The 12,886-nt window shown below is 69.1% G+C and carries 11 protein-coding genes; 3 read left to right on the top strand and 8 right to left on the bottom strand.

Features of this window, described 5'->3' with window-relative positions:
• Positions 1 to 426: 426 nt before the first annotated feature.
• Both P2T62_RS22635 and P2T62_RS22630 read right to left on the bottom strand, forming a co-directional pair.
• Positions 427 to 819 (bottom strand): DUF7971 family protein, encoded by a 393-nt coding sequence (locus P2T62_RS22635; protein ID WP_420028469.1) that lies wholly within the window; start codon positions 817 to 819, stop codon positions 427 to 429.
• A gap of 223 nt (positions 820 to 1,042) precedes the next feature.
• Positions 1,043 to 1,690 carry an adenylate kinase gene (locus tag P2T62_RS22630; RefSeq protein ID WP_276259294.1) on the bottom strand — a complete coding sequence of 216 codons (648 nt, stop codon included), beginning with the start codon at positions 1,688 to 1,690 and terminating at the stop codon, positions 1,043 to 1,045.
• A gap of 54 nt (positions 1,691 to 1,744) precedes the next feature.
• Here P2T62_RS22630 and P2T62_RS22625 point away from each other — a divergent pair, with 54 nt between their 5' ends.
• A complete protein-coding gene (locus P2T62_RS22625; protein ID WP_276259293.1) occupies positions 1,745 to 2,473 on the top strand; it encodes a class I SAM-dependent methyltransferase in 729 nt (242 codons plus the stop codon).
• Positions 2,474 to 2,475: 2 nt separating this feature from the next.
• Here the strand turns inward: P2T62_RS22625 and P2T62_RS22620 are convergent, their stop codons facing one another.
• The 3 genes from P2T62_RS22620 to P2T62_RS22610 form a co-directional block, all read right to left on the bottom strand.
• Positions 2,476 to 4,710 (bottom strand): amino acid permease, encoded by a 2,235-nt coding sequence (locus tag P2T62_RS22620; RefSeq protein WP_276259292.1) that lies wholly within the window; start codon positions 4,708 to 4,710, stop codon positions 2,476 to 2,478.
• Positions 4,707 to 5,195 (bottom strand): universal stress protein, encoded by a 489-nt coding sequence (locus tag P2T62_RS22615; protein WP_276259291.1) that lies wholly within the window; start codon positions 5,193 to 5,195, stop codon positions 4,707 to 4,709. Before P2T62_RS22615 ends, P2T62_RS22620 begins: the two co-directional genes overlap by 4 nt.
• Before the next feature lie 170 nt (positions 5,196 to 5,365).
• Positions 5,366 to 6,358: a halocyanin domain-containing protein gene (locus P2T62_RS22610; RefSeq protein WP_276259290.1), complete on the bottom strand. Its 993-nt coding sequence runs from the start codon at positions 6,356 to 6,358 to the stop codon at positions 5,366 to 5,368.
• A gap of 107 nt (positions 6,359 to 6,465) precedes the next feature.
• On the opposite strand from P2T62_RS22610, the gene nirK reads away from it, so the two are divergent.
• Both nirK and P2T62_RS22600 read left to right on the top strand, forming a co-directional pair.
• The gene (gene nirK, locus P2T62_RS22605) at positions 6,466 to 7,554 is read left to right on the top strand and encodes a copper-containing nitrite reductase (protein WP_276259289.1); all 1,089 of its coding nucleotides are present in this window, start codon (positions 6,466 to 6,468) and stop codon (positions 7,552 to 7,554) included.
• A 77-nt stretch (positions 7,555 to 7,631) separates the two neighbouring features.
• The gene (locus P2T62_RS22600) at positions 7,632 to 7,889 is read left to right on the top strand and encodes a glutathione S-transferase N-terminal domain-containing protein (RefSeq protein ID WP_276259288.1); all 258 of its coding nucleotides are present in this window, start codon (positions 7,632 to 7,634) and stop codon (positions 7,887 to 7,889) included.
• Positions 7,890 to 7,939: 50 nt separating this feature from the next.
• Here the strand turns inward: P2T62_RS22600 and P2T62_RS22595 are convergent, their stop codons facing one another.
• From P2T62_RS22595 to P2T62_RS22585, 3 genes are all read right to left on the bottom strand, one after another.
• The gene (locus tag P2T62_RS22595) at positions 7,940 to 8,221 is read right to left on the bottom strand and encodes a hypothetical protein (protein WP_276259287.1); all 282 of its coding nucleotides are present in this window, start codon (positions 8,219 to 8,221) and stop codon (positions 7,940 to 7,942) included.
• 4 nt (positions 8,222 to 8,225) lie between these two features.
• Positions 8,226 to 9,566 carry a glutamate-1-semialdehyde 2,1-aminomutase gene (gene hemL, locus P2T62_RS22590; protein ID WP_276259286.1) on the bottom strand — a complete coding sequence of 447 codons (1,341 nt, stop codon included), beginning with the start codon at positions 9,564 to 9,566 and terminating at the stop codon, positions 8,226 to 8,228.
• A gap of 1,278 nt (positions 9,567 to 10,844) precedes the next feature.
• Positions 10,845 to 12,626 (bottom strand): ammonium transporter, encoded by a 1,782-nt coding sequence (locus tag P2T62_RS22585; RefSeq protein WP_276259285.1) that lies wholly within the window; start codon positions 12,624 to 12,626, stop codon positions 10,845 to 10,847.
• Positions 12,627 to 12,886 lie beyond the last annotated feature (260 nt).

Below are 12,886 nucleotides of genomic sequence, written 5' to 3'. Positions count from 1 at the left end.
GTTCCGGGACCAGGAAGCGCGCTCGCGCCATCCCTGTGGAGGCCGCGAGCGGAGCGAGCGTGCCGGAACACGCCCGGCGCGAGCGCGGGGAGGTGTGGGGCCACTAGCACTCCGCTGGAACCACCCCCCCCCGAACGCTCGGCGGAACAAGCAACAGGGCGGGACTGAAAGGGGCCGCCCGCTCGACCCGGCCCCGACGAAGGAAGGACCGCAGGGCGGCTCCGCCGCCCGAGGACCGCAGCGAGTCGCGGACGGTCGAGCGGGCGGGGGCTTTCTACCCGGTTCTGTCGTCGTCGGACATATCACAGAGAGAGTGAGCGGGGGCTTTCGTCGTGGCCCCAATTTGGCCGCCCTTCACACTGAAATAGTGGCATTAATAGAAAATTCTGGAAATAAACTGTGGAAATAACAGGTAATGTACTTATCTCAGTCCTTCAGGTCCTTCAGCCGGATCCCGTCGTCCACGAGCCGTCGGTTGCCCTCCTGTTCGAGGCGGTCGGCCAGCCCCTCGTGGCTGGTCAGCTGTCGGACGAGGTCGGCGTACAGGTCCCGCCACGCGATGGCGTAGGCGGGCGACTGGCCCCAGGCCCGGAGTTCGGGGACGAACTCGTCGTAGGTCTCGATGCGCGCCTGGAGGTGTTCGACCACGTCCATCACCTCGGCGGCGACCTCGGCCTCGTCGTCGGCGGTCTCGATGGTCGCGTTGACGTGGCGCTCGAAGCCCGCCACCGCGCGCTCCATGTCGCGTGCGGCGTTCTCGCCGTCGGCCGGCAGCAGGTCCACGACGGTCTCCGGGATCGTCAACTCGACCTCGTCGATATCCATACCGGGCCTACGGCTCCCGGGCAGGTAAAGCCTCGTCGGGGCGGCGGCGAAAGAATGGGTATCGGACGACCCGGCGGTGGCCCCACGGCTGCGACCCGGGCAAAGTCGAGCGTGTCCCACCGCCGGCCGGCGGGTGTTGCGGGCTACCGCACATAACGGTACCGCCTACTCCGTTCGGATGGGCCCGCTCAGCGGCGGCTCCGGGCGCCGGGGGCGCCTACGTCTCGGCCTCGATGGCGGCGTGGAGCGCCTCCCAGACCTCGTCGGGCGTGCCCTCGCCGTCGACGCGGACGAGGTCATCGCGGATGTCGTAGTGGTCGATGACGGGCTGGGTGTTCTCGTCGAAGACGCCGAGGCGCTCGCGCACCGTCTCCTCGGTGTCGTCGTCGCGCTGGACCAGGTCACCGCCGCACTCGTCGCAGACGCCCTCGGTCTCCGGCGGGTTGAAGTCGACGTGGTAGTTGGTGCCACACTCGTCACAGACCCGGCGGCCGGTCAGGCGCTCGACGAGTTCCTCGCGGGGCACCTCCAGCAGCGCCACCACGTCCAGGTCGGTGATCTCGTCGAGGTACTTCGCCTGGTCGAGGTTGCGCGGGTAGCCGTCCAGCACGTAGCCGTCGGCGTCCTGGAGCGCGGTCTTGACAATCTCGTTGACGACCTCGTCCGGGACGAGTTCGCCGGCGTCCATGAAGCCGCCCGGCGTGTCGTACGCCACGTCCAGGTCCGAGATGTCCATCCCCTTGTTCGCGCGGAGCGCGTCCCCGGTGGTGACGTGCTCGACGCCGTACGCCTCGACGATGTTGCTCGACTGCGTCCCCTTGCCCGCGCCCGGCGGCCCGAGCAGCAGGATGTTCGGCTGGCTCATGACCGCGCGTTCGGACCACCGGGTTAAAACCTTGCAGAAACGGAGCCGTGACCCGTGAGCCCGCCACCTGCTGACCGCGAGTCCGACAGGGACGACGACCGGAACCGGGGGACTGCGGCCGGCTCGACCCTGGACGAGGCCGTCGCCCGCACCCGCGAGACCTACGAGCGCATCGCCGACGACTACCGCGAGCGCAACGCCGCCGTCGACCCGGTCGAGCCCCTGCTGGAGCGGTTCCGCGACGTGCTTCCGACCGACGGCGCGCCCGGCGACCCGGGCGGCACGGCCGAGGGCCCTCGCGTGCTCGACGCGGGCTGTGGCCACGGGCGGGACGCCGCGTGGCTCGCTGCCCGGGGCTGTCGTGTTGTCGGGCTGGACTTCGCCGCCGCGCAGCTCGGGCACGCCCGGGAGGTCGCCCCGGCCGCCGCGCTCGTCCGGGGTGACCTCCGCCGGCTCCCGCTCGCCCCCGGGACGTTCGACGGCGCCCTCGCGATGGCGTCGCTGCTGCACCTCCCCCGCGAGGACCTCCCGGACGCGCTCGACGGGCTCCGCCGGGTCCTCCGGCCGGGCGGTGTCCTCTGCGTCTCCGTCCAGCGACGGCTCGGCGACGGAAGCGAGGGGAGCGATGCGCCGCCGACCGAGGCGTACGGCCGCGAGGGCCGCTACTTCGTCACCCACGGGCCGGACGCGCTCCGTGCCCGGGTCGACGACGCCGGCCTCTCGGTCATCGAGGTGGACCCGGACGAACGGTGGGTGTGGGCGCTGGCCCGGCGGCCGCGCTGAGCCTACTCCTGGTCGATGCCGAAGAGGCGCTCGCGGAGCGAGCGCTTGCGGGCCTTCTCGGCGAGCAGCACCGAGCAGTCGACGTCCTCGACGACATCCATGATGAGCGAGCCGCCGATGAGCCGGGAGAGCAGCCCCTCCTCGGTCGCCCCGATGACGACCATCGAGGCGTCCTGCGCGGCCCGTTCGATGGCGGCCTCCACGTCGCCGCTCTCGACGCGCAACTCGGCGTCCATCAGGCCGTTGGCGCTGGCCCACTCCTCGAGGAACTCCTCGCCGGCCGCCCGGTCGTCGTCGACGTGCAGGAGCGTCACGGTCGAGCCGTACTCGTCGGCGAGGTGCCGGGCGACCATCGCACTCAGCTCCGAGTCCGGGCCGCCCGCCGTCGGGACGAGGATGCGCTCGGGGTCGAACCCGCGGTCCTTGAGGACGAGGAAGTCACACGGGATGGAGTCGGTGACCTCGTCGAGCCCCATCTCGATGCGCGAGCGCTCCGTCTCACCCCAGCCGATGATGGACAGGTCGATGTCGTAGGTCCCCGCGGCGTCGAACACCTCCTCGAACCCCTTGTGCGAGACGACGGTGTGGGTCTCGACGTCGACGCCGAACGTCTCGGCGTCCTCGCGGGCGCTGTCGATGAGGTCCTTCGCGCCGGGGTCGATCTGGTCGATGCGCTCTGCGCCCTCCTCCAGCGAGGTCTGGTCGGGGACGTAGACGTTGTGGACCGCGACGAGCGTGCCGTCGCGCTGTTTCGCGATGGCCGCGCCCAGCGAGATGAGGTCGTGCTCGCTCTCGGGATTGGCCAGGGCTACCATCACCCGGTAGTCGCCGCCGTCGGGCTGGACCGACACCGCGGCGTCGACGACCTCGTCGGGCATCTCGTCGGCCCGGTTCAGGATGAAGTCCGTCAGCGCGCCCTGCTGGGTGGTCCGCGAGCGCGCGTAGAACAGGTACCACGCGGCAGCGAAGGCGACGAAGCCGCCGCCGATGAGGACGACGAACGGCTCGATGAAGACGATGAGCGCCAGCGACGTCAGCGCGCCCACGATGGGCGTGATCGGGTAGAGCGGCACCCGGTAGGAGGGCTCGTAGTCCGGCACGTCGGCCTCGCGCATCACGATGAGCGCGACGTTCAACAGCGCGTAGATGACGAGGTGCAGGACGCTGCCCAGCGTCGCCAGCGTGTTCACGTCCGCCAGCACGATGAACGCGAGGATACAGAGGCCGGTGATGCCGATGGCCCGGTACGGCGTGCCGAAGCGCGGGTGGATCTCGTTCAGGTCGGGCGTGACGATGCGGTCCCGGCCCATCGCGAAGTTGATGCGCGAGGACGCGAGGATGGAGGCGTTCGCCGACGATGCGGTGGCGAGCAGTCCGCCGAAGAGGAGCGCGATGCCCATCAGCGGGCCCAGGATCTCCACGCCGACCTGGACGACGGCGATCTCGCCATCCGGGAGGCCCGCGATGAACCCCTGCGGGACGGCCGCGCTCATCACCACGAGCACGAGCGCGTAGATGACCGTCACCAGCAGGACGCTCCCGATGACCGCGCGGGGCAGGTTCTTCCCCGGTTTCTTGATCTCCTCGGCGACGCTCGTGATCTGGACGAACCCCAGGTAGGAGACGAAGATGAGGCCCGTCGTCGTCATCATCTGGCTGACGCCCTTCGCGGCGGGCAGGTTCGACACGTCGGACTGGAGCGACCCGAACACGGTGAACACCGCGAGGATGGCGACGAGGAGGACGACGATGACGTTCTGGAGGCGGCCGGTCTCCTTCGCGCCGACGTAGTTGACCATGACGAACAGCGCGGCCGCCGCGAGCCCGACGACCTTCACGTACGGGAAGGTGACGACGACGAGGTCGATGCCGCCGGAGAAGCCGGCGATGTTGGCGACGTAGCGGCCGAAGCCGACCATGTAGAACGCCGACGCGAACGCGAGCCCCATCCAGTTCGCCCAGCCCGCGATGGAGCCGAACAGCGGTCCGAGCGCCTGGTTGACGTAGTAGTACGCGCCGCCGGATTTCGGCATCGCCGTCCCCAGTTCGGAGGCGGAGAAGGCCGTCAGCAGTGCGATACCACCCCCCAGCACGAACGAGAGGACGGCGAACGAGCCGGCGTCGCTGATGGCGTCGCCGGGCAGGACGAAGATGCCGGCGCCGATCATCGTCCCGACGCCGATGGTGAGCGCCGCGAGCGGGCCGAGGTCCTTCGCGAGCTCCTCGTCGCCGCTCATGTCTCCTCCGTGTCGGCGCCGGCCTCGCCATCCCCGGTCCCGCCGCCTTCGTCACCGTCCGGTGCCGGCAGCGAGACGACCGGCAGGGGGTTCTCCGTGACGAGGCGCTCCGTCCGGTTCCCCGTCAGCAGCCCCAGCAGGGTCCCGCCCCCTCGCGGGACGAACGCGACGGTCGTCGCATCGATCTCGGTCGCGGCGTCGAAGACGCCGTCGACGACGTCCGTGTCGTAGTGGATGTCGGTCTCCACGTCCGCCGGAATCGCGGCGGTGTCGAGCTCCGCCTCGAAGGCCTCGAAGGCCTCCTCGGCGGCCAGTTCGCGCTGTTCGACGCCGGCCTTGTCCATCGCCCCGCCGGCCTTCTCGACCACGTAGACGAGGAACACCGTCGCCGTCCCGTCGAGGTGCGGCGCGAGTGCCTGTGCCGTCACACGTGCGTCCTCGTCGTCCGCGACCGGCACGACCGGCCGGGTGAGCAGGTCGCTCACCGGGACCACCTCCGATTCCGACGCTGGTGGCCCCTGTGCGTGCCGTGGCGGTGGCTCCGCGAACGCCCGTTCATACCCGGTCCGACACACCCATCCCGTTTAGCGGTTCGGGTCGGGTTCCATCCACGTCACTCAGTTCCGTGGACGAACGGTCGGAAACCGTCCGCTCGCTACCGGGGGGTCACCGGAACGTCCGGCTCCCTCCGCCGCTGTCGTCGGAGGTACTCGCCGGCGGCGAGCGGCGAGAGGACCGCGAGCGCGAGCAGGCCCCAGACCCCGCGTTCGACCATCGGCGGCAACTCGTTCGGGGCCGGCGGGTCGCCGACCACGATGGCCCCCCGCATCCCGGCCTCCCCGAGCGCGGAGCAGGCGTATCGGCTGATGCCCTCGCCCTCGAACCGCCGGCTGAACGTCTCGCCGGCCGCACCGTAGCGGGGACTCGCGTAGCCCAACTTCTCGTCCACCACGTCGTGGTCGCCCTCGCCGGTCCACTCCCAGACGACGGTCGTCCCGGAGTCGATCTTCAGGGCCGGCGGGTCGAAGGCGTTCATCCCGCCGTTGCCCTCGGCGCCGACGGCGATGCGGACCTCCTCGCGTCCCGTCATGTCGACCGTCCCCTCGTAGTTGCTCACGTCGTCGAGCCAGTGGCCGTAGATGGGTTCCTCGGCGACCAGTTGTGCCGAGCCGACGGCGAGGTCGCCGACGACGACGGCACCCTTCATGCCCATCTGCTCGTGGGGTGCACAGACGTAGTAGTGGACGCCCTCGGTCTCGACGGCCTGCTCGAAGGTGTGGCCGCCCTCGTCGGTCAGGTCGCTCTCGAAGGCGCCCTCCGTCTCGGCGACGTTGTGGAGGCCGCCCTCGCCGGTCCACTCCCAGACGACCGTCGCCCCGGGGTCGACCTGGACGGCGGCCGGGCCGAAGCCGAACGCGCCACCGTTCGCGGGAGCCCCCACGCTCACGCGGACCTCCGCCTGCCCGCGGTAGTCAGCGACGCCGTCGTAGTTGTCCACGTTCGAGAACCAGGCCTCGAACCCCTCGTCTGCTGCCGCCGCGGCGCTGCCAGCGCCCGCGCCGATTCCGGTCGCAGCGACGGTCCCCGCCATCGCCGCCGTCCGGAGGAAGTGCCGCCGCGGCATCGCGGTGGGTGTACTGTCGATCATACTCTCACTTCGGCGCTCCCGGCGGTAAACGGGCACCTACGATTCTCGACCTATAGGAATCAGTATGTGTATATATTCTGATCTGGTCGCTATCTGAGGTCGTAATCATGAGGCAACCGAACACCACACGACGACGGATGCTGCAGGGGATGGGGGTCGGCGGTGCCGCCATGCTCGCCGGCTGCTCCGGGCGCCCCGACCTCCGCGCCGTCGAACCGACACCCGACGTTGCCCCCGACGAGCCGGCCGAGCTGGAGCCGGCGAAGCCGGTCGATGTCGACCGCATTGCGGCCGACCCGCGCGACCTTCCACCGCCCATCACGCGCGACGAACCCGCGACCGTGCCGGTGACGCTGGAGACCGAGGAACTGGTCGCCGAGATCGAACCCGGCGTCACGTTCACGTACATGACGTTCAACGGACAGATTCCGGGTCCGTTTATCCGGACCCGTGTCGGCGACACCGTCGACCTGACCTTCCGGAACAAGACGTCGAGCACGATGGCGCACAACGTGGACTTCCACGCGTGCCGTGGTCCCGGTGGCGGCGCCGAGGCGACCACGGTCGCGCCGGGTGAGGAGACGAGCCTGCGGTTCAAGGTCACCTACCCGGGCGCGTTCATCTACCACTGCGCGGTCGCGAACGTCGACTACCACATCTCCAGCGGGATGTTCGGCATCATCCTCGTCGAGCCCGAGGAGGGGCTGCCCGAGGTCGACCACGAGTTCTACCTCGGCCAGCACGAGGTGTACACGAACGGCGAGACGGGCCAGAAGGGCCACCACCAGTTCGACTTCGCGAGCATGGCGGCGGAGAACCCCACCTACTCGCTCATCAACGGCGAGAAGTACGCCATCACGCCCGGCAAGTACGCCGAGATGAACGTGAAGACGGACGAGACCGTCCGCATCTTCTACGGGGTCGGCGGCCCCAACCAGTTCAGCTCCTTCCACGCCATCGGCTCGGTGTGGGACGAGGTCTGGAGCCAGGGGGCCATCGCCTCCGAGCCACAGCGCTACGTCCAGACGACGCCCGTTCTCCCGGGGAGCACGGCCATCGTGACGATGCACTCGCCGGTGCCGGGCGGCTACAAACTGGTCGACCACGCCCTCTCGCGGGTCGCCCGCAAGGGCGCGCTCGCGGTCGTGAACGTCGAGGGCCCGGAGAACCCCGAGGTCTTCGACCCCGCCGAGTAGGTTCCGGCGCCGGGTCCCCGCGTCCCCCACGCACACCACCGCCGCGCATTTATCCACGTCCGCCCTACGGAGGCGTGATGCCGAACCTCGAACTGTACGAACTGGAGGGCTGTCCCTACTGTGCGAAGGTCATCGACAAGCTCGACGAGCTCGGGCTGGAGTACGAGTCCCACATGGTCCCGCGCTCGCACGACGAGCGGACCGAGGTGAAGGAGGTCTCCGGGCAGACCGGCGTCCCCGTGCTGGTCGACCCCGACCACGGCGTCGAGGGGATGCCCGAGTCCGACGACATCGTCGAGTACCTCGAGGAGACGTACGGCAGCGGCGCGGCCTGAGACCGGTCCCTTCCTCCCGCTACTTCCCTGGCGCCGTCCGCGAGCGGCGCCTACCGTCGCCACGGACGGAGGGTCCCTCCGCCGAGCCGGACACCGAGGAGCAGCCCGATGCCGATGACGGCGATCGGGGCAGCTCGCGAGACGCTCCCGCCCAGGCCCAGGAGCGCACCTGCGGCCTCGGCCAGCGCGTAGCCCAGCGCCAGCCACCCGGCCCACGCCGCGGTCGCGACCCCGTGGGTCGGCCACACGACCTCGCCGTCGCGCTCCCCGGGGTCCTCCTCGAACACGCCTGGTGGGTCGTCCCACTCGCGCTCGTCGTCCGGGGGTGCCATCGCCCTACAGGCACTCCCGGTACGCGTCCAGCGTGCGCTCGACGTCGGCCTCGGTGTGGCCGTCGGAGACGAAGTTGGTCTCGTACTGGTTCTGCGAGACGAGGACGCCCTCGTCGAGCATCTTCGGGCGGAACACCCGGGCGTAGCGGTCCGTCGCGGCGTCGTCGGTGTCCGTGCCGCGCTTCGGGCAGGCGTCGTAGCGGTCACACGTGGGGTCCTGCCGGCAGCCGTTCGCGCAGCACTCGCTCTGTGGGGGGCCGTCCGCGCGCGTGAAGATGACCTTGAACATCGAGTCCAGCCCCGTCACCGTGTAGGCGGGCGCCTGGTCCGCGACGACTTCGGTGAGCCCTTCCCGGAGCTGCCGGCCGAGGTCGTTCACGTGCTCGTACACGTCGTTCTCGGCACAGTAGCGCAGCGTCTCCAGCCCGGCCGCCATCGTGACCGGGTGGCCGGAGAAGGTGCCGGCCTGGAACACGTCGCCGGAGGGGGTGAACTGCTCGATGTACTCGGTCTTGCCGCCGATGGCCCCGACCGGGTAGCCGCCGCCGATGATCTTCCCGAACGTCGTGAGGTCCGGGTCGATGCCGTACTTCCCCTGTGCGCACTGGAGCCCGCCGACCCGGAAGCCCGTGATGACCTCGTCCCAGACCAGCAGCGCACCGTGGTCCTCACAGAGGTCCGCGACGGCCTCGTGGTAGCCCTCCTCGGGCGTGACGATGCCCATGTTCGCCTGCACCGGCTCGATGAGCACGCCCGCGATGTCGTCGCCGTGTTCCTCGAACACCTCGGCCATCGCCGTCTCGTCGTTGAACGGCACCGGGAGCGTGTGCTTCGAGAACGACTGCGGGATGCCCGACGTGGAGGGCCGGGGATGCTCGGCGTCGCCCTCGACGAGCGTGGACTCCTGGGCGCCGTGGTAGCCGCCCTGCATCACGACGATCTTGTTGCGGCCCGTGATGCCGCGCGCGAGGCGCACCGCCGACACCGTGGCCTCCGTGCCGCTGTTGACGAAGCGGAGCATCTCCACGCTCGGGACGTGCCGGCAGACGAACTCCGCGTGCTCGACCTCGACCTCGGTGGGCATCCCGTACATCGGGCCCTCGCTGGCCCGCTGCTGGACCGCAGCCTGCACGGGCTCGGGCATATCGTGGCCCAGCAGCATCGGGCCCAGTCCCATCACCCAGTCGACCAGCCGGTTGCCGTCGGCGTCGACGACGTGGCCGCCGTCGCCATGCTCGACGAACGTGGGGTAGGGAAGGGGCGCGGCCCGCACCGCGCTGTTGACGCCGCCCGGCAGCACGGACAGCGCACGGTCGTAGAGGTCCCGCGAGCGTTCGCGATTCATATCCCGACCTAGCGCCGGGGGGCGAAAGTAGCTTGCTCACCCGGCCGGGCGCCGCCGCGTTCCGGGTGTGGTCGTTCGGCGACGGCGGCTGTCGATGCGTGGGATGACAATCTAGCTCGAATCCAGATATTTGGTTAGGGAATGTCCAGATGTGTCTTGGAGAAGTGTATGACTTGCCGGCGTTGTGGGGTATTATAACCAATCAACGTATAGGGGTGGATGCGAAGCACGAGAGAGAAACCCAAGGTAAGCAAGACCGGCAACAACCTCCAAAGCGGTGTCGTATCGGCAATCGGTTCGATGCCGGGCGAACCACGGCTGGTGCCACGCGTCGTGCGTCGTGTGGCTGTTCCTTCGTTCGCGACCCCGGCCCGGCCGACCGCTCCCACCGCGGTCGGTCCCGTTCCTGCAGCTGGCGGGCCCCGCCCGCCTACCATGCGCCGGCTCGCAGCCTCCCTGGGCTACGGGCCCTTACCGTATTATTGAGTAGAAATGGCGATTAAGAGGTTGTGGGGTTATTTATCTGGTAATATTTCGAATTCTATATGAATGACTGGGTTTCGATAGCAGTCTTGGAAACTGTCGTCGCCGAAGGCCTCCGTCCGCTCTCGCTGTGATATGTCCGACGATGACAGCGGCAACAGAACCGGATAGAAAGCCCCCGCCCGCTCGACGTTCCGGGGCTCGCTGCGCTCCTCGGCCTCACTTCGTTCGGCCTGTGGTGCTTGTTCCGGAAGACGTTCCTGCTCGGTCGCTTCGCTCCCTGCGCGGGCTGCGACTTCCGTCGTTCGGCCTCCGGCCTCACCGTCGCCCGGGAACGGTCGAGTCGGACGGCCCCTTTCAGTCCCGCCCTGTTGCCTGTCGCACGGAGCGTTCGGGCTGGTGGTTCCAGCGGAGTGCTAGTGTCCCCACACCTCCCCGCGCGAGCGCCGGGGCGGCTCCCCACGCTCCCTTCGGTCGCGGGTTCGCCAGGGTGGCGCTCGCGCGCTTCCTTTGCTCGGAACCGGCCGGCCGACCAACCGCTCTCAGGCCGGGAGCGCGGGGCGCCACGCGCCCCGAGCGAACGGCGAAGCCGTGAGCCGCGTGGCCGAGCGAACGCGAGGCCCGCGCGACCTGGGGAAGGGCAGGGTCACAGCGCCCGTGACACAGCTGAATCCTGGCGGACTCGAAGGGCGAGGGCTTCGTAGGTATTCTGGTTGTCGGAGTCGGCGTTACCGTGGGAGAGCACGAAGGCGTGGAAAACGAGCACCGAGGGACGTTCGAGTCAGTGTAGCGACGCTACACGGCCTCGCGGCCGGTCTTGCCCGTGCGGATCTGGTGGGCGGACTCGACGGGCAGTACGAACACCTTGCCGTCGCCGGGTTCGCCGGTCTTGGCGGCGTCCGCGATGGCCTCGGCCACGTCGTCGGCGGGCACGTCCGCGACGACGCACTCGACCTTCACCTTCTGGTGGAGGTCGACGGTGTACTCCTCGCCGCGCCACTGGCCCTTCTTCGCGGGCTGGGAGCCCCGACCGGAGACGTTCGTCACCGTGATGGAGGGCGCGCCGACCTCGACGAGTGCCTTCTTCACGTTCGAGAGTGCGTCCGGGCGGATGTAGGCAGTGACCATCTTGATGCCGCCGTCGTTGGCGACGCCGCCGTCCGGGCGGACGATGCCCTTCTCGTTCTCGACGTAGCCGCCGTCGGAGCGGAGCTCCGACGAGGTATCGCCTCCGACGATACCGCCGTCCGTGGCGGTCTCGGGCGCGCCGAACTCGGGGTAGGTGTCGACGCCGTGTTCGGAGACGTCCAGGCCCTCGAGTTCGTGCTCGCGGGAGACGCGGGCCTCGCCGGCGGCCTTCAGCGCGCCGAAGACCGCCGCGGTGGCCGCGACCGTCCACGCCGTGATGACCACCACGAGGGCGATCTGGCCGATCAGCGCGTCGACGAAGAACGCGGCGTCGAAGCCGGACGCCCAGGTCTGGGTGGCGACGAACGGGAACAGCAGGGCGCCGAGCAGGCCGGCGCTGCCGTGGACCGGGAAGACCGCACAGACGTCGTCGATCTTGAGCCGCTTCTCGACGAAGCCGAAGACGATGGGGAGCTGCGCGCCGGCGATGAGGCCGACCGCGAGCGCACCCACCCAGAGGATGTTGTCGGTGATGGAGGTGATGCCCACGAGGCCCGCGAGCATCCCGTTGGCGACGTACAGCGTGTCGACCTTGCCGGTCTTGTACAGCGCCATGCCGCCGGCGCCGATGGCGCCCGCGGCCATGCCCAGCGTGGTCGTCAGCGCCACGCGGCCGACGTAGTCGAACGCGCCCAGCGAGAGGATGCCCTCGCTGGCATCCGCGGCGTTGAACACCGACGCGGCGGTCCCGACGTTGAAGCCGTACCAGCCGAATGCGAGGATGAGGGTGCCCAGCACCGCGAACGTCAGCGAGTGGCCGGGGATGACGTTGACGGAGCCGTCACTGTTGTAGCGGTCGATGCGTGGCCCGATGATCCAGGCCGCGGTGAGGCCGGCGACGCCGCCCATGCCGTGGACGATGACCCCGCCCGCGAAGTCCTGGAAGCCGGTCCCGATGAGTCCGTCGCTGGTGAGCAGCCCCTGGCCGGCCCAGGTGAACCCGACGACGACGGGGTAGATGACCGCCGCGAGCAGGACGGTGTACGTGACGTACGCGCGGAGCTTCGCGCGACCGGCCACCGCCCCGCTGACGATGGTCGCCGCGGTCATCGCGAAGACGGCGCCGAACAGCCAGCTGACCCAGCCGGCCGAGTCCGAACTCCACGTCGCGATCAGGTCGCCCGGGACGAGCGCGTTCGGCCCGGTCAGCTGCCCGGTCACGCTCGCGACCCCCGCGCCGACGAGGAAGAAGGCGACGACGCCGATGGACCAGGTGAGCATGTTCTTCGTCAGCTGGTTGGCGACGTTCTTCGAGCGGACCTGCCCGGCCTCCAGCATCGCGAAGCCGGCGTGCATGAAGAAGATGAGGAAGGTCACCGTCAGCACCCACAGCAGGTTGACCCCCTCGACCAGCGTCGCGATGTCGGCCCCGGACTGCAGGACACCCATCACGAACGGGTCACCTCAGATTCCGTACGACCGTCCATATCGAGCTCGCATTCTGCAACGTTCATGGTGTATCTCACGTCAAGCCGTCAGCAGATACTACTACATAAACGTTCGAGTTCACAGTGTCAACTTTTTCGCGTATATTCAGACGACCGTCCGATTTGGGGTAGAATAATATCGATATAAGGCTGTAATTCGTCCAGCTATCGGGCGTCCATCGCCGGTTCGCTGGACGAACGTACGGTGGAGAATACTCCGTT

It is taken from the genome of Haloglomus litoreum (assembly GCF_029338515.1).
GTDB lineage: Archaea > Halobacteriota > Halobacteria > Halobacteriales > Haloarculaceae > Haloglomus > Haloglomus litoreum.
The sequence above is the reverse complement of the archived record's forward strand: the minus strand, read 5'-3'. Positions and strand labels throughout refer to the sequence as shown.

Excerpts from the sequence above, each read along its gene's own strand:
- P2T62_RS22630 (WP_276259294.1), bottom strand. The coding sequence starts at position 1,690 with ATGAGCCAGCCGAACATCCTGCTGCTCGGGCCGCCGGGCGCGGGCAAG.
- P2T62_RS22620 (WP_276259292.1), bottom strand. The coding sequence starts at position 4,710 with ATGAGCGGCGACGAGGAGCTCGCGAAGGACCTCGGCCCGCTCGCGGCG.
- P2T62_RS22610 (WP_276259290.1), bottom strand. The coding sequence starts at position 6,358 with ATGATCGACAGTACACCCACCGCGATGCCGCGGCGGCACTTCCTCCGG.
- nirK (WP_276259289.1), top strand. The coding sequence starts at position 6,466 with ATGAGGCAACCGAACACCACACGACGACGGATGCTGCAGGGGATGGGG.
- P2T62_RS22600 (WP_276259288.1), top strand. The coding sequence starts at position 7,632 with ATGCCGAACCTCGAACTGTACGAACTGGAGGGCTGTCCCTACTGTGCG.
- P2T62_RS22595 (WP_276259287.1), bottom strand. The coding sequence starts at position 8,221 with ATGGCACCCCCGGACGACGAGCGCGAGTGGGACGACCCACCAGGCGTG.
- hemL (WP_276259286.1), bottom strand. The coding sequence starts at position 9,566 with ATGAATCGCGAACGCTCGCGGGACCTCTACGACCGTGCGCTGTCCGTG.
- P2T62_RS22585 (WP_276259285.1), bottom strand. The coding sequence starts at position 12,626 with ATGGGTGTCCTGCAGTCCGGGGCCGACATCGCGACGCTGGTCGAGGGG.